This window comes from Rhodomicrobium lacus, from assembly GCF_003992725.1.
GTDB lineage: Bacteria > Pseudomonadota > Alphaproteobacteria > Rhizobiales > Rhodomicrobiaceae > Rhodomicrobium > Rhodomicrobium lacus.
On the sequence record NZ_RZNF01000007.1, the window covers coordinates 416,240 to 436,367 of the forward strand.

Annotated in this window: 16 protein-coding genes; 8 read left to right on the forward strand and 8 right to left on the reverse strand. The window is 63.7% G+C overall.

Annotated elements, in window-relative coordinates; all coding sequences use genetic code 11:
- Window positions 1-735: 735 nt before the first annotated feature.
- The 6 genes from EK416_RS09235 (at window position 736) to EK416_RS09260 (ending at window position 9,061) form a co-directional block, all read left to right on the forward strand.
- Window positions 736-1,074, forward strand: coding sequence for a P-II family nitrogen regulator (locus tag EK416_RS09235; protein ID WP_127077247.1), 339 nt, complete (start codon window positions 736-738; stop codon window positions 1,072-1,074).
- 16 nt (window positions 1,075-1,090) lie between these two features.
- Window positions 1,091-2,623 (forward strand): ammonium transporter, encoded by a 1,533-nt coding sequence (locus tag EK416_RS09240; protein WP_127077204.1) that lies wholly within the window; start codon window positions 1,091-1,093, stop codon window positions 2,621-2,623.
- Between the two features lie 378 nt (window positions 2,624-3,001).
- Window positions 3,002-4,189, forward strand: a complete 1,188-nt coding sequence (locus tag EK416_RS09245) for an aminotransferase class I/II-fold pyridoxal phosphate-dependent enzyme (RefSeq protein ID WP_245434002.1) — start codon at window positions 3,002-3,004, stop codon at window positions 4,187-4,189.
- 61 nt (window positions 4,190-4,250) lie between these two features.
- Window positions 4,251-6,962 (forward strand): FtsK/SpoIIIE family DNA translocase, encoded by a 2,712-nt coding sequence (locus EK416_RS09250; protein ID WP_127077206.1) that lies wholly within the window; start codon window positions 4,251-4,253, stop codon window positions 6,960-6,962.
- A 175-nt stretch (window positions 6,963-7,137) separates the two neighbouring features.
- Complete coding sequence (locus EK416_RS09255) at window positions 7,138-8,013, forward strand: LolA family protein (RefSeq protein WP_127077207.1); 876 nt, start codon at window positions 7,138-7,140, stop codon at window positions 8,011-8,013.
- A 241-nt stretch (window positions 8,014-8,254) separates the two neighbouring features.
- Entirely contained in the window at window positions 8,255-9,061 is an 807-nt protein-coding gene (locus tag EK416_RS09260) for an exodeoxyribonuclease III (RefSeq protein WP_127077208.1), read from the forward strand.
- Window positions 9,062-9,094: 33 nt separating this feature from the next.
- Here EK416_RS09260 and EK416_RS09265 read toward each other — a convergent pair whose 3' ends face one another.
- From EK416_RS09265 to ftsE, 5 genes are all read right to left on the reverse strand, one after another.
- Window positions 9,095-10,300, reverse strand: coding sequence for a trans-sulfuration enzyme family protein (locus EK416_RS09265; protein ID WP_127077209.1), 1,206 nt, complete (start codon window positions 10,298-10,300; stop codon window positions 9,095-9,097).
- A 199-nt stretch (window positions 10,301-10,499) separates the two neighbouring features.
- Window positions 10,500-11,321, reverse strand: a complete 822-nt coding sequence (locus tag EK416_RS09270; RefSeq protein ID WP_127077210.1) for a lysophospholipid acyltransferase family protein — start codon at window positions 11,319-11,321, stop codon at window positions 10,500-10,502.
- A complete protein-coding gene (locus EK416_RS09275) occupies window positions 11,305-12,000 on the reverse strand; it encodes a YdcF family protein (protein WP_164729944.1) in 696 nt (231 codons plus the stop codon). Before EK416_RS09275 ends, EK416_RS09270 begins: the two co-directional genes overlap by 17 nt.
- Before the next feature lie 71 nt (window positions 12,001-12,071).
- Window positions 12,072-13,049: a cell division protein FtsX gene (locus EK416_RS09280; protein ID WP_127077212.1), complete on the reverse strand. Its 978-nt coding sequence runs from the start codon at window positions 13,047-13,049 to the stop codon at window positions 12,072-12,074.
- Window positions 13,050-13,092: 43 nt separating this feature from the next.
- Window positions 13,093-13,770 (reverse strand): cell division ATP-binding protein FtsE, encoded by a 678-nt coding sequence (ftsE, locus tag EK416_RS09285; RefSeq protein WP_037233931.1) that lies wholly within the window; start codon window positions 13,768-13,770, stop codon window positions 13,093-13,095.
- A 118-nt stretch (window positions 13,771-13,888) separates the two neighbouring features.
- Here ftsE and EK416_RS09290 point away from each other — a divergent pair, with 118 nt between their 5' ends.
- Both EK416_RS09290 and zapE read left to right on the forward strand, forming a co-directional pair.
- A complete protein-coding gene (locus tag EK416_RS09290) occupies window positions 13,889-15,763 on the forward strand; it encodes a zinc-ribbon domain-containing protein (RefSeq protein WP_127077213.1) in 1,875 nt (624 codons plus the stop codon).
- Between the two features lie 6 nt (window positions 15,764-15,769).
- Window positions 15,770-16,894 carry a cell division protein ZapE gene (gene zapE, locus EK416_RS09295; RefSeq protein ID WP_127077214.1) on the forward strand — a complete coding sequence of 375 codons (1,125 nt, stop codon included), beginning with the start codon at window positions 15,770-15,772 and terminating at the stop codon, window positions 16,892-16,894.
- A gap of 18 nt (window positions 16,895-16,912) precedes the next feature.
- On the opposite strand, the gene EK416_RS09300 is transcribed toward zapE, so the two are convergent.
- The 3 genes from EK416_RS09300 to EK416_RS09310 are packed head-to-tail and all read right to left on the reverse strand — an operon-like array spanning window position 16,913 to window position 20,125.
- Window positions 16,913-17,701, reverse strand: a complete 789-nt coding sequence (locus tag EK416_RS09300; protein WP_164729945.1) for a thiosulfate oxidation carrier protein SoxY — start codon at window positions 17,699-17,701, stop codon at window positions 16,913-16,915.
- A gap of 48 nt (window positions 17,702-17,749) precedes the next feature.
- Window positions 17,750-18,808 carry a YeeE/YedE family protein gene (locus EK416_RS09305; RefSeq protein ID WP_181952133.1) on the reverse strand — a complete coding sequence of 353 codons (1,059 nt, stop codon included), beginning with the start codon at window positions 18,806-18,808 and terminating at the stop codon, window positions 17,750-17,752.
- A gap of 24 nt (window positions 18,809-18,832) precedes the next feature.
- Window positions 18,833-20,125, reverse strand: coding sequence for an NAD(P)/FAD-dependent oxidoreductase (locus tag EK416_RS09310; protein ID WP_127077216.1), 1,293 nt, complete (start codon window positions 20,123-20,125; stop codon window positions 18,833-18,835).
- Window positions 20,126-20,128: the final 3 nt, after the last annotated feature.

Sequence of the window (20,128 nt, forward strand, 5' to 3'; positions counted from 1 at the left end):
CTCAAATGTCAAATTCGCTCCACCAGGTAGTCCGCGTCAAACCGGACTCGATACGACGCGGCATCCATCCGAAACATAAAGCATTGTGCCCTTTTGCGGCGCAGTGCTTTATGTGCGTCTTTACAATGCGAAGCCTCAGATTTCCTCAAAGTGCGATTTCTCGACGGCAGACACGATCTGGCGCGGGAACACCGGGCGCGCCCGCAATCGCCTGGCGAACAGCCGCGACGACCGGCATTCGCCATCCCTGAACAACCTGCTTTCTGTTCGATAGCCAGCGCTCTTCATCCTTGAGCCTATCCCGCCATTACCTCGATGTGTCGGGAAGCGCCGCCCGTTTCGTCTACGGCGTCCAACCACAAAGCGGACGGAAGTCGCGGCACAGTAAATTCGTCTCGTCGATCAGCTCGTCTTCATCAAATCGATGCGAGAAACGCAGGCGGTCTGCCGAGACTGGGACGCCAACCTGTTGTGGTTATAAACACGGCATATTGCCTAATTATTAAGCGAAATATTGCGAGTGCTTTAGAAATGAGCGCTCATTTTTAGAGCCATTCTCCGCAAAGCGGTAAGTTTAAGGTCGATTCGCGGTGCGCCGTGTCGCATGGACGAATGCTCGCCTTTGGCACAGCTTTTGAAGTCGCTGCGGCAGCCGTGTCTTCGCGATCCCCTTTCCTTCGCGCGGGCAACGTGAAAAATGAGCGTGTTCGAGGCAGGATGTTGGAGGATTCAGATATGAAACTGGTGGTGGCGATCATCAAGCCATTCAAGCTGGAAGAAGTCCGTCAGGCCCTCGACGGTCTCGGCATCGAAGGGCTTACGGTCAGCGAAGTCAAAGGCTACGGCCGTCAGAAAGGGCACACCGAAATCTATCGCGGCGCGGAATACGAGGTGAACTTCGTTCCGAAGATCAAGATCGAAGTCGTGGTGGCCGACGAGCAGGTTGATAAAGTCATCGAAGCTGTTTCTTCGGCGGCAAAAACGGGGCAGATCGGAGACGGCAAGATCTTCGTGTCTACGATCGAACATACGGTGCGCATCCGCACGGGCGAATCCGACGCTGATGCTCTTTAGTAAGAAGGGAAAATCAATGACACCTGTCTGGCGTAATCTAGCTCTTCTAGGGGCAACGGCCCTGGGAGCGATGGCTCTCATCGATCCATCGCTCGCCCAGGAAGCCGCGACTGCGGCAACCGACGCCGCGGCTGCGGCGCCGGAAGCTGCCGCCGAAGCCGCGACCGCTGCCGCTGCAACGGCCGCGAAGGCTCCCGAACTCGTTGTTGCCAAGGCCGACGACGCATGGATGATGACGTCATCGCTGCTCGTCCTCCTGATGACGGTTCCCGGCGTTGCGCTCTTCTATGGCGGCATGGTCCGCACGAAGAACATGCTTTCCATTCTGACGCAGGTCTTCGCGATCCAGTGTATCGTCTGCGTGATCTGGTTCATCTACGGCTACAGCCTGGCATTCGGCAGCGCGGAAGGCGCGCTTGCTCCGTTCATCGGTAATTTCTCGCGACTTTTCTTGCACGGCATCGATTCATCGACCGTGGCTGCGACCTTCACCCCGGGCGTTGGCATCCACGAACTGGTGTTCGTGAGCTTCCAGATGACCTTTGCGGCGATCACCACCGCGCTGGCCGTGGGCGGTTTTGCCGAGCGCATGAAGTTCTCTGCGGTCGTCCTTTTCGCGATCCTCTGGCCGACGATCGTCTATTTCCCGATCGCGCACATGGTCTGGGCCAACCCTGGACCGGCCGAACTCGCCCTTAACAATGAAGCTGCCGTTGCAGCCTCGGGCTTCGGTTTCCAGATGGGTGCCCTCGACTTCGCCGGCGGCACCGTCGTTCACATCAACGCGGGCCTCGCCGGCCTGATCGGCGCGCTGCTCGTCGGCCGTCGTCTTGGCTACGGCAAGGAGCCGATGCCGCCGCACTCGCTCACGCTGACGATGGTCGGCGCTGCGCTGCTGTGGGTCGGCTGGTTCGGCTTCAACGCGGGCTCCGCGCTGGAAGCGAGCGGCACCGCCGTTCTCGCGATGGCCAACACCTTTGTGGCGACAGCCGCTGCGGGCATTTCCTGGCTCGTGGTGGAGTGGCTTTTCAAGGGTAAGCCAAGCCTCCTTGGTCTTGCTTCCGGCGTCGTCGCCGGTCTCGTCGCGGTAACGCCTGCGGCCGGTTTTGCCGGAACCAACGGCGCGCTGGTGCTCGGCCTCGTCGCGGGCGCGGTTTGCTTCTTCTTCTGCACCGCAGTGAAGAGCGCTCTCCGCTATGACGATACGCTCGACGTCTTCGGCGTCCATGCCGTCGGCGGCATCATCGGCGCCATCGGCACGGGCATCGTCGCCGCGCCGGTCTATGGCGGCACGGGCGTGACGGACTACACCAAGTGCGAAATCGTCAACGGCGTTCTGACTGCGACTTGCCCGATCGGCGAATATGACGTCGCCGCGCAGGTTCTGATCCAGCTCAAGAACATCGCGGTCACGGGCGCCTGGTGCATCGTCGGCAGCACGATCGTCTTCCTTCTTATCTCTTTCGTCGTCGGCCTGCGTGCCTCGGCCGAGAAGGAGCGCGAAGGTCTCGACATTTCCGAACACGGCGAACGCGCTTACAACCTGTAAAAACGGCGGACGGCAAGACGCCGTCCCCGACTTCCAGTTCCAGGCAGCCCTTTCGCTGCTTCCTGCCGGGCCTTTCGTTTTCTTCGGACAGCGAAAGGCTTCCTCTCCTTTACCGATGCGCCTCACGCGAAACGGCATCGACGTCACTTGATGGCGCTCTCTCTGTGCTGAACGCTCCCTCCGATGGATGGCGCGGAGGCAAGGGTAAGCCCGGGATCCCATCTCCCGGGCTTTTCTCATGACGGCCTCAAGTAGGCCGATTGGCCTGAACGCGGGGACCATGCGCGAAGGTCTTGCGATGCCGGTTTCTCAAGGGTTTTGCCTTCGGGCACACAGTGCTAGACTCCGCGCCCTCTGCTGAAGCAACCCGGTGCGCCCGTGTCCGAAACCTCGCTCTCTACGATCCAGTCGCCGTTCCCGCGCCTTCGCGACCTCATCGAAGGACTGAAGCCCGGCGGCTCTCCCATCGACATGACCATCGGCGAACCTCGCCACGGGGTGCCTTCGTTCGCGGCGGATGTCATAGCCGAACATTCGCGGAGTTTCTCAAAATATCCGCCGATCAACGGCATCCCGGAGCTGCGTCAGGCCATAGCGGCATGGCTCAAGCGCCGCTATGCGCTCGGGCCGGGCGTCGTCGATCCCGAAAGGCACGTCCTGCCCCTGTGCGGCACGCGCGAGGGTCTCGTTTCGGCCATGACACTGGCGGCAGCGAAGAAGAGCGTGCGCGGCGCGGCCGTTCTCATGCCGAACCCGTTCTATCAGGCTTACTACGCGGGCGCGCTCACGGCGGGCTGTCATGCGGTGATGCTTCCTGCAACGGCTGCTGGCGGCTTTCTGCCGGACCTCGATGCGCTCGATCCCGCGCTTCTCGACCGCACGGCGGCCTTCTACATTGCCTCGCCCGCAAATCCACAGGGTGTCGTCGCCAGCCCCGCCTATTTCGAGCGGCTGATCGCTCTTGCCCGCCGCCACGATTTCTATGTTTTTTCTGACGAATGTTATTCGGAGATTTACCAGAACGAGCCGCCGGCAAGCGCGCTGCAAGTGGCCGCGCGGACGGGCGATGTTAACCGGGTGCTCGTCTTCAATTCGCTGTCGAAACGCTCGAATGCACCAGGGCTTCGCTCGGGCTTCATCGCGGGCGACGCGGGCTTTCTGAAGGACTATCTGCAATATCGAAACGTCGCATCGCCGCAGGTGCCGATCCCCATCCAGCAAGCCTCCGTGGCGCTCTGGTCTGACGACGCGCATGCCGCCGAAAGCCGCGCGCTCTATCAGGCGAAGTTCGCCGCCGCGAGTGAAAGGCTCGGCGATCTTCCGAATTATTACGAGCCGGGAGGCGGCATGTTTCTTTGGCTCGATCTCTCGCATTTAGGCGGAGGTGTCGAGGCCGCGAAAACGATTTGGAAAGGATGCGGTGTCAAAGTGCTGCCTGGGGCCTTTCTGGCGCAACCGGACGAGCGCGGTTTCAATCCGGGGGACGATTACGTCCGGCTCGCGCTGGTGGACCCGCTCGACGTGACGCGCGACGCGGTGGACCGCCTCGCGTCGATGCTGTTGTGACATGGCCGCGCGTTCGGCCGTCCGGTAAGTCTGCGGTATTTTCGTGGGGTGGCGTGCGCGCATGGAGTCGACGCAAAGGTTTTTGCCGAAAGCGCTTGCGGCCGAGTTGCGGCGTCTGCCTTGGCGCGTGCTGGGCTTCTCTCTCGTCGCAATCGCGGCCGCGATCTGGCTCGCGCTCATAAGCTGGTCTTACGGCGACCCGAGCCCGAGCTACGCCACTACATCGCAGCCGCATAACTGGCTCGGCCATCGCGGCGCGAGCGTGGCGGACGCGATGATGCAGGCTTTCGGACTGGCATCCCCCTTTCTCGTGTTCCCGGTATCGGTGTTCGGCTTTCGCATTTCGGGCGGCAATATCCCCTCGCGCCCGCGCCTGCGCCTCGCCTATTGGGCGGGGGCGGCCTTGCTCGTACCCGCGTTCTTCGCCATGTTTCCGACGCCGAAGAGCTGGGTGCTCGATACCGGCCTTGGCGGCATCGCGGGCGACTTCGCCGCCGCGCTTGCGGCTAAGGCGACGTCGGCGATAGCGCCCTGGCTCCTGTGGCCGCTGCTCGGTCTGATCCTTCTCCCCGCTGGCGGCTGGTGCCTCCTTCGCGCGTGCGGGCTGAATTCCAAGGTCCTCCCCGCAGCGTTCCAGATGGGCGGCGAAGCTCCTGCGCGGGGCAAGGGCAAGGCCAAAGGCAAAGCGAACGCGGAAGAACCGCTTTTCGACAAGGCGGCGAACTGGGCGAAGCGTGTTTCCCGGCAGGGCAGCGGTGCGCTCGCGGCATTCGCGCACCCCGGCGACTACTGGCTCGCGCGTGTTCGCGAGGAGACGCCACCCGCTCCGGCCTCATCGCCCGCGCCCGCGAAAGCGCCAAGGGGGGCCGCGCCGAAGGCCGTGGAGCCTTCGCCCTTTTCGGACTGGGGCAGCCGCCCCACGCCTTCGCTTGGCGGTTCGGACACCCGCCGTGTCGAAGCCGAATCGGACGGCCTATTCGAGGATGTGCGCATCGAGCCGTTCTTCGGCGTCCGCCGTGAGCCGAATGCCTCCGCAGACGCACCGGCGGCCAGCAAAAAGCCCGACGATGACGGCGAGCCTGTTTCGCCGATCCGCCGCCTGACGGGCAAGGCCATGGAAACGGCGATGAACGGCGCACACAAGATCATCGAGACGAGCGCGGCAGCCGCCGCTGCCGTCAAGCGCCAGAAGCCGCTCATTTACGTGAAGCCCGCCAACGACGAGCCGGCTCTTCGCACTGATGACGACGTGCTCGAACACTTCACCTCCGCACTGCCGCCGCTCTCGTTGCTGGCGCCTCCGCCCGTGGCCTCGGAGCGGCCCGGAGCGCACGATCCCGTGCTGATGCAACGCGCATCCGCGCTGATGGGCGTGCTGGGAGATTTCGGGGTGAAGGGGAAGATGTCGGGCATCTATCCGGGCCCGGTCATCACGCTGTTCGAGCTTGAGCCAGCGCGCGGCACGAAGTCCTCGCGGGTGGTGGGCCTCGCGGACGATATCGCGCGGTCCATGAGTGCCGTCTCGGCGCGCGTCGCCGTCGTGCCCGGCCGCGACGCCATCGGCATCGAGCTGCCCAACCCGAAGCGCGAAATGGTCTCTCTTCGCGGCATCCTCGAATCGAACGCGTTTCAGGATGGGCAGGCCGCGCTGCCGCTCGCGCTCGGCAAGTCCATCGGCGGCGAGCCGATCGTGGTGGATCTCGCCCGCATGCCGCATCTTCTCATCGCGGGCACGACGGGGTCCGGCAAGTCGGTCGGCATCAACACGATGATCCTGTCGCTGCTCTATCGTCTGCCGCCGAGCCAGTGCAACTTCATCATGATCGACCCGAAGATGCTGGAGTTGTCCGTGTACGACGGCATCCCGCATCTGCTCGCGCCCGTCGTTACCGACCCGAAAAAGGCGGTGGCCGCGTTGAAGTGGACCGTCAAGGAGATGAACACGCGCTACGAGAAGATGTCGAAGCTCGGCGTGCGCAACATTACGAGCTACAATTCCAAGGTCGCGGCGGCGCAGCTTCGCGGGCAGCCGTTGAAGCGCGTCATTCAGACAGGGTTCGATCCCGATACCGACGAGCCGATCGAGGAAGAAGAAATCTTCGATCCGGTGCCGATGACCTACATCGTGGTGGTCATCGACGAGATGGCCGACCTGATGATGGTGGCGGGCAAGGACATCGAATTCGCCGTGCAGCGCCTGTCGCAGATGGCGCGCGCGGCGGGTATCCATCTCATCATGGCGACGCAGCGCCCGAGCGTCGACGTGGTGACGGGCACGATCAAGGCGAACTTCCCGAGCCGCATCAGCTTTCAGGTGACGTCGAAGATCGACAGCCGCACCATCATCGGCGAGCAGGGAGCGGAACAGCTTCTCGGCGCGGGCGACATGCTCTACATGGCGGCGGGCGGCCGCATCATCCGCGCGCATGGGCCGTTCGTGTCTGACGAGGAAGTCGAGCACGTCGCGGCGCATCTCAAGGCGCAGGGCTTCCCGAACTACCGCGACGACATCCTCGAAGACCCGGACGCCGAAGACGAGGCCCCGCGCAAGGGTGGCGGCGGCGGAGACAGCGGCGATCTTTATGCATCCGCCGTCGACATCGTGCTGAAGGACCGGAAGCCAACGACAAGCTATCTCCAGCGCCGCCTCGGCATCGGCTACAATCGCGCGGCATCGCTCATCGAGCGGATGGAGCAGGAAGGCATCGTCGGCGCGCCGGGCCGCACCGGGCGACGGGAAATCCTGATCGAGGAGCGCCACAGGGCGAGTTAGCGGGGATGGTGCTCGCCCTGACGGCGGGGAGAGTGGCGCCGCGCTTCACTTTTGCACTGGCGTGGCTTTCTCGGCGACGATTCTGGGTCGGCCGCGCCCTCTCGCCGCGAATTTGACGCTTTCTTGCAAATTCATAACCGCAAAATTCCAAGGTTTTCATAGGGGCCACCGGAGCATGAGCAAGCGCGTCTTTTCGAGCTTAAGGGGATCAGGGGCGCGGGTCGCGCTTGGCGCGCTGCTGGCGACCGGCACCGTGACCGCGGTTTTCGCGCAGGGCGGTCAGACGGAAGTCCACAAAACGTATCCCGCTCCTTCCGCCACGCCCGCTCCGGTTGCTCCAGCGCCAAAGCAGCCGCTCCCGGTTCCGACCGAAGCCCCGGCTCCCGCTGCCAAGCCGACAAGCCCCATCGGCGGAACGGCATCAACAGCGGCGCCAGGCTGGCAGACTGACCTCGACCTCGCGCAGCAGCCGCAGGCGATCCCCGAAACGGCTGCGGCGCCCATCCAGGAAAGCGACCTCGAAGTCGTCGCCAAGATCAACGATTATTTCAACAAGCTGACATTTCTGCAGGGCGTGTTCGTGCAGACAGATCCCGACACCAAGCAGAAGCGTGGCAAGTTCTACCTCGCGCGCGGCGGCAAGGTGCGGTTCGACTATGGCGCGCCGAGCAAGCTCAAGATCATCGCCGATGGCAAATATCTGGCGATCGAGGATCACGACCTCAACACCTCGGACCGCTATCCTCTGGAGATAACGCCCTTCCGCCTCCTGCTCTCGGAGCACGTCGATCTCATCAACGACGCCAATATTCTCGGTGTCGAACAGGGCCCGGACACAATCGTTCTCACCGTCGAGGACAAGAAAGGCGATGGCTCGGGCCGCATCCGTCTCATGTTCTCGAAGCCGGACATGACGCTGAAGGAATGGATCATCACCGATGCGCAGGGCTTGAACACCAAGATCGAGGTCGCCAATCTCGAGGAAAATAAAGAGCCCGCGCCCGATATTTTCCAGTTTTCCCAGACGATTGGCTTCAAGTCCTCGAATTGACAAGCTAGCGATGCGACAGATTCGTCACTGTCAAGGTGCGAATTGCCGATTTTTCATTTGCAATCGGTGGGGGGCGTGCTATCTTACCTTGCATAGAGAGATTGATGCCAGTCACCATCGGTAGTGCCCCCCCGTCTAGCCGAAGGCATTAATCTCTCAGCGTCGGCTTCCCTCCCGACGCATGCGTGAAAACGCAAAAGCGCCCAACCTTCGCCGGAGTTGGGCGCTTTTTTTTGTGCCCATGACACTCCGCATCAGCACCTGGAATATCAATTCCGTCCGCCTCCGCTTCGATCTCGTCGCCCGCTTCGTGCGCGAGACGGAGCCCGATATCCTCTGCCTTCAGGAAATCAAATGCCGCGACGAGCTTTTCCCGGCCGACGGCTTCCGCGAGCTTGGCTTCGAGCACATCGCGATCTGCGGGCAGGCGGGCTATCACGGCGTGGCGACGCTGTCGAAGCTGCCGCTCGAACCGCTGCCGCGTCAGAGTTTCTGCGGCACGGAAGAAGCGCGCCATCTCGGCGCCAAGGTCGCGCTGCCGGGCGGCGGCTCGCTCGCGGTGCATAACATATACGTGCCCGCTGGAGGCGACATCCCGGACCCGGAGCTGAACCCGAAATTCAGGCAGAAGCTCGCCTATCTGGCAGCGCTGGCGAAGTGGGAGCGCGGCTGGGCGGACGATGCGAATGCCGTGCTCGTCGGCGACTTCAACGTCGCGCCGCTCGAAACCGACGTCTGGTCGCACAAGCAGCTTCTGAAGGTGGTCAGCCACACGCCCGTCGAGGTGGAGGCGCTGGAGAAGGTCCGCGAGGATGGCCGTTGGGTCGATCTCGTCCGCCGCGTCATCCCGCCCGAGCAGAAGATCTACAGCTGGTGGAGCTATCGCGCGCGGGACTGGGCGGCAGCGGATCGCGGGCGGCGGCTCGATCACATCTGGGGCAGTGCCGCGATGGCCGAGCGGACGCGCGGCGTCAGCGTGCTGAAGGAGGCGCGCGGCTGGCCGGGCCCGTCCGACCACGTGCCGGTCACGCTTGAGTTTGAAGGTTAGCCGCACGGCCTTTGCGAGCGGCTCACTCTGCCATCAGCCGAGCACGCGCGCGAGGTCGACAATCAGATCGTCAGCGTCTTCCAGCCCCACCGAAAGGCGGAACACACCCTCCCCCGCCGCAGCCCGATAATCGGCTTCGGCCTGCCCTTCCAGCCGGAAGGCGGAGCGCAACAGGTCGTCGGTCGGGATGTAGAACAGCAGGCTCACCGTCTTGCCGAGCGACACGGCGTAGGAAATCACCTGAAGCTCGCGCGCGAACCGCGAGGCGAGCGCCTTGCCGTCGCCCTTCACCGTGAACGACAGAAGGCCCGAGAAGTTCTTCATCTGCTTGCGCGCGATTTCCGCCTGCGGATGGCTTTCGAGACCGGGCCAGAGCACGCTTGCAACGGCGGGGTGGCCTTCGAGATAGCGGGCAACGGCGCGCGCGTTCTCCTCGTGGATGCGCATGCGCGCTGGCAGGGTCTCGATGCCGCGCAGGATCAGCCACGCCGCGAAAGGCGAAAGCACCGCGCCGAAATGGATCAGCGGACCGGCGCGCAAGGCGGTGGCCCTTTCCGCGTCGCGAACGGTGATCGAGCCGCCGAGCGCATCGCCGTGCCCGACAAGATATTTCGTGAGCGAGTGCACGACGTAATCAGCGCCGAGCGACAGCGGCTGCGTGGCGACGGGCGTTGCGATGGTCGAGTCGACGGAGAATTCCGCGCCCGCCTCGTGCGCGATCTCGGCGATGGCGGCGATGTCGCTTACGCGCAGGATCGGGTTTGCGGGCGTCTCGATATGGACGAGCCGCGTCTTTCCGGGCCGGATCGCGGCGGCGACGGCCTCGGTCTTCGAGGTGTCCACACGCGTCACCTCGATGCCGTAGCCGGGCAGGATGTCCTGCACGAGTTCGGCGGCGCCCGCATAGCACACGTTCGACAGCAGGAGATGGTCGCCTGCCTTCAGGCGCGAGAGGAAGAGCGCGGAAATCGCCGCCATGCCGCTGCCGAAAACGATGGAGCCCGATCCGCCTTCAAGGGCGGTGAGGCGGTCTTCGAGGAGCGTCAGCGTGGGGTTGCCCCAGCGGGTGTAAAAGGGCGGCGGAGAGCCGTTCAGTTCGTTCGCGGAAAAGCCGACGCCTTCCGCGTCGGCGTAGAAGCTCGATCCGGGCACGATGTCCGGTGTGACGGAAACGCCGGGCTCCCGTGCGTTGATGCCGCCGCGAAGAGCGAGCGTCGCCTGTTTCAGTCCCTCGGTCATGGTAAGTACGAGCCGCGCTAATGAGTTTTACAAGGCGCCACTTTAGGTCAAAACCATTGAAATTGCTATGCTTTCAGCGCATTTGCTGCGATGCGTGGGATTTCGGAGAAGCCGTTTCGCGGATCGGGCGGATAGCGCCATGAACGCCCGCTCGATGATGGCCGCGAAGAAAAACGCTCCCACTGCCAGCCCGCAGCGATCACTCGCGCACGGTGCGGCTTTCCTTGACGGCGAGCGGCGGTTCGTCAATCGCGGGCTCAAGGCCAAGCGCCTCAAGCTCACGGCGCGCTTCGAGACGCAAACGCTCCGACGCCGTTTCGATCTCGGTCTCAAGCCGCTGCATGAACTCCTGCTTCGGCAGTCCCGGCGGGATCGGATCGAGAAATTCCACCACGATCGTGCCGGGATAGCGCAGGAAGGAATGACGCGGCCAGAACATGCCGGAGTTGAGCGCCATGGGGCACACGGGCACTTTCAGATCCTGATAAAGAAAGATGATGCCGGGCTTGTAGTCTGGAGCGGCGCCCGGCTCGGCGCGCGTGCCCTCGGGAAAAATCACGATCTCGCGGCCCTCGGCGGCGCGGCTCCGCGCTTCGCGCACCATCTGGCGCAACGCAGCCGGGCCAAGCTCTCGCTGGATCGGTATGAGTTCGAATTTCCGGCAGAAGCGCCCATAAAGCGGGATCGACAGCAGTTCCGCCTTCATTACGAGCGCCGGATCGCGCATGAGCGAAAGCGGCGCGAAGGTGTCCCATGTGGCCTGATGCTTGGCTGCTACGATACACGGCCCCGGAAGAAGCTTCTCTCGTCCGCGAACCTCCATTTTCGTGCCGCAGATCACCCGCAGCAGGCCCTGTGTGACATCGCCATGGAGTTTCAGCGCCGCCATAGCCCACCGGCGGGGCACGATCGGCAGAAGCAGCCAGCTTCCAAGGATCAGGAAGACCGCCCAGGTGAGGTAGAGGATGGGAATGAAGAGCGCGGATCGAAAGAAGAGGAGGGCTTTAGCTGGCGCGCGCATTGATCAACTGTGGCTCGTGTTCGTTCCTGGCGGAGGCGTTGGAGATGGAGTTCGCGCCGTAGCGCGCCATCGCCGTGATATACTTCATGTACTCCTTCCAGAGAACCCACGCAGTGCGCGAATCGCGCCACCAGCGTTCGTCGAGGCGCGGCGCCCTGACCGGGTAAGGCACAAGCTCGACGTCCCGCATCGCCTGATGAAGTTCAATCAACGCGCGCGGCATGTGGTAAGTGGATGTGACGACGATGATCGACCGGTATCCGCGTTTTCGTACCCAGTTCGTGGTCTCGGCCGCGTTGGCTTCGGTGTTGTGGGCATTGTCGATGTCGACGCAGCAGGAAAACAGCGACCAGCTTCGCGACCCGCGAGACGTAGTAAGGCTCATGATCTGCGGCGCGCGTGTCGTCTTGTGTACGCCCGAAATAAGGAGTCGGCGTGCCTTGCCCTCGGACAGAAGGCGCACGGCGGCGGCGATGCGCTCCTCGTCACCCGTGAGCGCGACGATGGCGTCTGCGTCCTTGAGCCTCGCCGACGGCATGATGCTGACCGAATAGGCGAAGATAAAAAAGCCGCACATGATCGCGAAGGAAAAAAGAGCGGTTATGCGCACCGCACGCCGGAGGATCGCTCTGGGAGCGAGCAGATTACGCGGGCAAGTCTTGTCGCCGTCGGTGCTCATTGCTCGGCCAATATAACGCCGACCTACGGAATTGCCTATATTTTTCGGACCGTGGTCCTCTGCCATTAACCCTAACTGTTCTGATGGTTGAGGATTCTGCGCACACCATAGCGCGAGGTGAGCTTGCAGATGAGCGCGACAGCCACAACCACGACCACCAGCACCGCGTATCCGCCGATGTCGAGCGTGCCCGCGCCGACGAGGCGGCGAATCTCGGCTGCCGATGTCGCGGACGTGCTGATCCCTTCCGTGATGTAAGGCAGGCAAAGGAACAGGAGACCCGCGAGGCCCGCGCCGAATATCCCCGCCTTCACGCCAACCTTGAGGAAATGTGTCTCGAATTGACGGGCGATAAATTTCTCTTCCGCGCCCACAAGGTTCAGCACGGACACGATCTCGCGGTTGGAAGCGAGGGCGCTCGTCGCGGCCGCCACGATCACCGCCGCTGTCGCCATCGCCATCAGGAACAGCATGCCGATGCCGCCGATTTCGAGGAGTCTCGTCAGGCGGCGTATCTCATTGCGCCAAAGCCCATGGTCGTCGAGAAGCGCACCCGGAAACTTCGATTCGAGCACAGTCTTCAGCGTGGCTATGTCCGGCGGGCTCGACGTGTCGATCTGCACCGCGATGAGCTTCGGGATCGCGAAGCTCTTCAGCACCTCGGAGCGGCCGATCCATGGCTCGACGAGCTTCAAGGATTGTTCCTGGGAGAACGGCGTGACGCGAGCGATGCCGTTCTGGTCCTTCAGGAACTGGACGATTTCGGCGGTTCGGTCTTCTCCCGACGTGTCGGCGCGCGGCTGGATCTGAACGGTGATCTCGGCCGAGATGCGGTTCGTCCACACATTGGCGGCATTGAAGACCACGTAGACGCCGCAAGCCGTGATCGAGGCGAGGAAGCCCATGATCGCGATCACCAGCGCGAGCGAGCGCCCCGTGACCGATCCCGGCGGCACGATGGGGGCGTTCGGCCGGGCATATTTGGGCTGAGCCTGCTTGCGTGCCTTGTACGGCACCGGAAGCGCGGACGCGGGTTCGACGGCACTCATGATTCAACGGTACTCATGATTCGACGTACTCATGGCCACATCGCTACTCGTGCATTTCCAACCGGCCGTTCTCAAGCTGCATGCGCGCCGCCGGGAACTGCGACATGAGCTGATAATCGTGGGTCGCGATGATGATCGACGTGCCTAGTCGGTTCAACTCGATGAACAGGCGAAGAAGGCGGCGCGCCATCTGAGGGTCGACGTTGCCGGTCGGCTCGTCGGCGAGGAGAAGTTCAGGCTTCGCGATCACCGCCCGCGCGATGGCCGCGCGCTGCTTCTCACCGCCCGATAAAACCGCCGGAAAGGCATGCATGCGGTCGCCGAGGCCCACCCAGCGCAAAAGCTCTGTCACATCGTCCTGATAGTCGCTCTGCTTGCGGCCCATCACGCGAAGCGGGAGCGCCACATTCTCCCACGTGGTCAGATGGTCCAGCAGGCGGAAGTCCTGAAAGACGATGCCGATGCGCCGCCTGAGGTCCGCGCGCTGACTCGTCGTATTCTTGGCGATATTTCGTCCGAAAAGATAGACGAGGCCGCGCGTTGGCCTGAGCGACATGAACAGCATGCGCAGAAGCGTCGTCTTTCCCGCGCCGGACGCTCCGGTGAGGAAGTGAAACGAGCCGGGATGCAGGTGAAAATTTACGTCGCGCAGGACTTCCTGGCCAGCCCCGTAACGGAGACCGACATTCTCGAATCGAATAAGAGCATGACCGGTATTCACAACCTCAACCCTGCTGTTCGCTCCCGAGGCGATTTATGATAAGCCCGAGGCGATCTAGCAATGGATTTCGACAAAGCCGAGACGGCGGTAGCGGAAAACGAAGAACAGAGTTGATCCGATGATCATCGAATGCCCGGCATGCACGACGCGCTATGAAATCAAGGCCACGCTGCCGCCGGAAGGCCGCTCCGTCCGTTGTGCCAAATGCGGCACGGTCTGGCGCGCACTGCCCGACGTTGCTGATGAGCCTCAGGACAGTCAGCCGCAGGAGATCGAAGCCGCAACGCGGCAGCACGCCTTAGAGGAAGAGTCCGCCGTGTCCGAGGTTGAACGTCAGAAGCGCGACCTTGCCGCGGAACTTCGGCGGCAATGGGGTGCCGACGCAATTCCGAAGGCCGAGAGCGACGAAGCGGGGACGGATGCCGTCGGCGTCGCATCCGCGAGTCATGTCGCTGATGAGCCTGTGCATGCCGACGAGAATGCGCCCGGATCGCGTTTCGCCTCGTTCAACGAAGAATGGCGCCGCGATGACGCCGATTTTCACCACGAAACCGCCCCTGTCGCCGGAGCGGAGACGAATGTCGGCGCCGCAGCCTCGCCGAAAGACGAGCAGATTGCACGGGAGCTTTCCATTGAAGAGCCCGTTGCGGAGCCGTTTGCCGGTGGCGAGGCCGGCAGCGAACAGTCCGCCCCGCGCGAAGATGGAAAGGTGAGCTGGTTCGGCAGCTTCCGCCGTCGCCGCAAGCAAAAGGAAACCGAAGCCTCCGCGGCGGGCGAAGAGGCGGCAGCTTCGCCCCAGATCGCCGAAACGATCCCGTTTCCTCGTCAGCAGCACGGCGCGGACGCAGCCGCTCCTGATGCCGGCCCCGATCTACGCACGCTGGAAGAGGCGCGCGAAGCGGTTCGTGGGGTGTTTTCGAGCCTCGGTGACGGTCGCCCGTCCCTTCCTGGCCATAGCTTCGCCTCGCCCATGACCGCGCCCGTCAGCGAGACGGGGCGCGACATCCCCCCGGCCGGAGCGCGCGCGCTTTTTCGGGGCGAGGCTGAAAGCGGTCACGATGAGGGCGCGCCCGCAAGCCACGCTTCCGGTGAGCAGCGAGACGCCAAGTATGATCGCACCCTGTGGCGCGTTCCCGAAGACGAGAACGCAGAGGAGGGCGCTTCGACGGATGCCGGGCGCTCCGATTCCACCGTCGACCCGCGTTGGCACCCGAGCCTGGAGCAAGCCGCGACGCCGGGCGATCCCGACGCCGCGCTGCGAAAAGCGATGCAGTCGCAATACTCGGATGCTTCCGAAGACAAGGAACTTGCCGACGAGTTGGAAAGCCATCTCCGCGCCGCGTCGGGACCACGTCAGGAAGGGCGTCTCGAAGACGATCTTCAGGGCGATCTCGCGGCCATCTGGAAGCGCCCGCAGGTACGCGCGCCGGTCGTTCCGGCCGAGGATTCCGCGCCTCTGGCCGATGACGCCGATGAGGCCGGTTTCGATCCCCGCCTTGCTCGCGAAATCGAGGCGACGCAGGAGTCGTCAGGCGTGCCACGCCGCGGCGTCGGCAGCCTTGCCGTTGCGGCGGGGTGGGGCCTCTTTTTGACCGTGGCTGCCGGGCTTGTGGTCGGCTTGCTGGCTTTTCGCGATATCGTCGCCTTCTCGGCGCCGGGCCTTGCGCCGCTCTACAGCGCCTTAGGAATGCCCGTCACGGTGCAGCCGCTCACGTTCGATACCGTCACTTACAAATGGACGATTACGGACGGCAAGCCTACCCTTCTCGTCAGCGGAGCCATTTACAACACATCGAAACGCAAGGTGAAAGTGCCCGATTTCACGATCACGATCAGGGATCGCGATCCGGCGCTCGACCGCGAATATTCCGCCGCGCTGCGAAGCGGAGCAACCAAGATCAGGTCGAGGCAGCGCGAAGATTTCGATATCGAACTGGTTTCGCCCAGCCCAACCCTGTCGTCCATCGAACTCGCGCTCAAGAAAGTCCGTTAGCCAATAATGACAGCCGGTCTCCTGGAACGTTACCGTCGCCTTCTGGCCGACGGCAAGATTTCGCCTGACCCCGCGCAGGCGCTCGCCGTCGAAAAACTGCAAATCCTAACAAACCGGCTCGCGCTTTATGTTGCGCCAGCGAAGACGGACTTCTTCTCCTTCTTCACGCGCAAGCGGGGCGAGGTGCCGAAAGGGCTCTACGTCTACGGCGCGGTCGGCCGCGGCAAGACGATGCTCATGGATCTGTTCTTTCAGGAAGCGCCGGTCGAGAAGAAGCGTCGGGCGCATTTCCATGAATTCATGGCCGATGTTCACGCCGCGCTGACCGTTGCGCGGCGCGAGGCGAAAGACGACCCTATCGTGTCCGTGGCGAAGTCGATCGCGGCGGGGGCGCGGCTTCTGTGCCTCGACGAGCTGTTCGTGACCGACATCGCCGACGCGACCATCGTAAGTCGCCTGTTCGCCACGCTGTTCGATGCCGGAACGGTTGTCGTCTTCACCTCGAATGCGCACCCGACGCAGCTTTACAAGAACGGGCGCAACCGCGACCAGTTCGTGCCGTTCATCCATCTGATCGAAAACACGCTGGAAGTGCTGCAACTCGAGTCCGCGCAGGATTACCGCCTGCAGCACCTCACTCACGGCGCGCTGTATTTCTCGCCCGCCGATGCCTCCGCCAAGGCCGCGATGGATGAGCTTTGGAAGAAGCTCACCTTCGGCGAACCCTGCGCGCCGGAAGTCATCCCTGTGCTTGGCCGCGAGCTTCACGTGCCCCGCGCATGCCTCGGCGCGGCGCGGTTCACCTTCGCGGAGCTGTTCGAGCAGCCGACTGCCGCCGCCGACTATCTGGCGCTCGTCCGCCACTATCACACGATCTTCGTGGATGGAATCCCGGTTCTGACCCCTGCCGACCGCAACGCCGCGCGCCGTTTCATCACGTTCATCGACTCGCTCTACGACGCGCGCACGGGCTTCGTCGCTTCCGCGGATGCGCAGCCCGACGATCTCTACAAGGCGGGCGACGGCTCGGAGCTTTTCGAGCGCACGGCGTCGCGTCTCATCGAGATGCGCTCGCCCGACTATTTCACGAAGGCGGCGGCGAGCCGGGAAGCGGATGCGCCGGAAGGATAGATGCCCGCCGGATCGCCGCTACGAAACGAGAATCGCGACGCTTTTCTCGGCGGTGGTTCCCGTGTCCTCGGTCCAGCGCAGTGCCAGCGTTCCGCTGGCCGGCGGCGTCAGGAAAAAGCGTAAGTAGGGGTTGGCCGCCAACGAGCGATGGAATTCCACCGTCAGCACGCGGTGGCCGTCGAGGGTGGCATCGAGCCGCTCGACGAGACGCTTCGGCAGCACGCGCCCGCTCGCATCCTTTCGCAGCCCGGTCTCCTGGGGATGGCTGATGATGGTCAGCACTTCCCCGGGCTTGCCCGGCGTGAATATTTTCGGCACGCGTACGCGGGTTTCCAGCAGGGATTCGCTGTAATCGGCGTCGATGACCATCAGGCAGCCCGAAGCGGTAATGCGCACATCGCGTTCGGCGACGAGCACGGCACCCGAGGCGAGGCGCGCGACCGCGATCACGGTCTGGCTTTCGTTGAGGCGGATGCGTGTCGCGATCTCGCCGCGTCCCGTGAGGGCCGTCAGCCGGAGCGTGGCCACGAGCGGGTAGGGGTTCGAGGGCGCGAACAGGTCGAGCGTCTCGATGAAGTCGTCCGGCGCAAGCGTTTCGGGGCGGATCAGCACCGGCACCGACGCCCCGTTTTCCGAGAGCAGCGGCACATCGAGGGCGAGGCCGTCGAGCGAGGGCGTGGCGTCTCCCACGGCGGCGCGCGCACCTTCGAGCCGAGACCATGCCCCGCGAGCGCAGGCGCGTTCAGGGCCAATCGCCCACGCGACAGCGGATACGGCTGTCACCATGAGTAACGACCGACGCCTCATCCTCGGTCTCGTCAGCGCATCATTCATCCTCGCCTCCCCGGGAAAATTTCATGGCTTCACCGGCGCAAGGTGCAACGGGCCGTGCAGACCGAGAGCGGCCCCGCCAAGGATGCTCGCCGCCGCGATAAAGGATGCGAGCGAGAGCGTGGAGAGGCCCGTCAGTCCGTGGCCGATGGAGCAGCCCAGCGCCAGCGCGCCGCCCGCGCCCATGAGCACCCCGCCCGCGATATAACGCAGCATGGATCGCGGAGAGGTAAAGCTTTCGAGCTGGACCCGACGCCGCGCGAGCGCGGTCGCCAGCGAGCCGACGAAAACCCCTGTCACGACGCATACGCCGAACGACGCCTTGATGCCGGTCGCGAGCATGGAATACTGGATCGTGTCGCCGATGGGACCGATGAAGGTCAACGAGGTCAGCGGCGCCGGATTGAAGTCGTCGTCGCCCAGATAGCCGGTCACGAACCAGCCGAGCGGGATAAGCGCGCCGATCACGAGCGCGGCGACAATCTGAGTTGCATCGCGACGGAAGGGCCGGTGGCTGAAGGCGAAGGGTGTGAGCACCGCTGCCAGCAAGCCCACGACGAGCCACCGTGCTGGCTCTTTCTCAAGCCATAGCATGCCGGCGAGCCCCGACAATGTCGGCGGAGATACGCCCGGCGCGACGGTTATGGCGCTCGCGGCGGCAACGCGCAGCGGCGCGATCAGCCCCGTCAGCGTCATATGCGCCGCGATGCCAATGCAGAGGAGCACGACGAACGACCGCAGGTTGCCGCCCCCGAGAAGAACGAGGGAGCGCGCGCCGCAGCCGTTCGCCATGACCATTCCATATCCGAACAGAACCCCGCCCGACACCAGCGTGACGAGCGAGAGCGTCGGCTGTGCGTATGCCGACCGGGCAAGCGAGACGTAGCCCGCCGCGTCCAGTAACTGGCTGAGGACGACGGCTACGGCGAGAGCGAGAGCGAATGCACGAATTTTCCGCCCGTCGCCCCCGGACCACCAGCCGCGCAGTCCGCTCAGAAGGCAAAAGCCACTCACCTGTCCGGCGACGCCGAAGGCGGTTCCGATGAGGAAGGCCGCCCACGGCAAGAGTTCGACAGCGGTCAAGACCGCCTCCGTTGTTCTAGGCGGTCAGGCGCGAAGCGCTGTTCCCCAGGTGTCGTTGGTGATCGCCTGATACCAAGCGTTGGCGTAAAGTGCCTCACGTTTGCGGAAATCGGGGGCCGCGGCCGCCGGGCTCACGCCGCCCGACCCATCGACCGAAATGATCTTGCCGTCCGCGACCTTGTAGACGCCCGCGACAGTGATGCCGTATTCCGGCCCGATGAGGCTGTAGCAGGTGTTGACCCACGACGGGTTCGGCGTGGTCCGCCCCTGCAACGACGCCACGATGGCGGCGGCGGCCACCTTGCCCTGTGCATTCGCGCAGAAGCCGGATTTCGGCATCGGGGCGGCGATGGTCGCATCGCCGACGACGTGGATATCCGCCACCTGCTGGGACTCGAAGGTTTCCGGCTTGATCGGCACCCAGCCGGCCTTGTTGGTAACGCCGGCCCGCTCGGCGATGAGGCCCGCCTTCTGCGGCGGGATGACGTTCAGAACGCCGGCCTTGTGCGTTGTGCCGAATTCGGTTTCGACCGTGAGCGACTTGGCATCGACCTTGACCACCTTGCCATCTTTCGACAGCGGAACCCATTCGATCAGGTCGCCATACTCCTGCTTCCACCCGGCAAGGAAAAGACCCTGCTTCGAGAAGGCGTCCTTCGAGTCGAGGATAAGAATCTTCGACTTGGGCTTCTTTGCTTTCAGGTAGCTGGCGATAAGGCCCGCGCGCTCGTAAGGTCCGGGCGGGCAGCGGTACGGGTCGGCGGGCGCGACGAGGATGAACACGCCGCCATCGTCGAGCGCTTCGAGCTGCTTGCGGAGCAGGCGCGTCTGATCACCGGCCTTCCACGAATGAGGCGCGAGGAGCGAGGCCGCTTCGTCATAGCCCTGAAGACCGTTCCAGTTGAAGTCGATGCCCGGCGAAAGCACGAGCTTGTCGTAGGAAAGCTTCTCGCCCGACTTCAACTTTACGGTCTTGGCGGCCGGGTCCACCTCCTGCGCGAAGTCGCGGACAACCTTCACCCCGTAGACCTTCTTCAACTCATCGTAGCCGTGACCGATGGTTTCGAAGTCGCGGAGTCCGGCAAGATAGAGATTCGAGAAAGGGCAGGTGTAGAAGCGCGGCGACGGCTCGATCAGGGTGACGTTTATCTCCGGCGCGCGGACCTTGATATATTTGGCGGCGGTAGCGCCGCCGAAGCCGCCGCCGACAACGACAACGCGGGCGGCGCCTTTGCCTTTTGCGAGGGCAGGAGCGGCAATCGCGGGAGCGAGCGCAGCCGCGCCCAAGCCAGCGAGCAGATTACGACGTGTGATCATGTG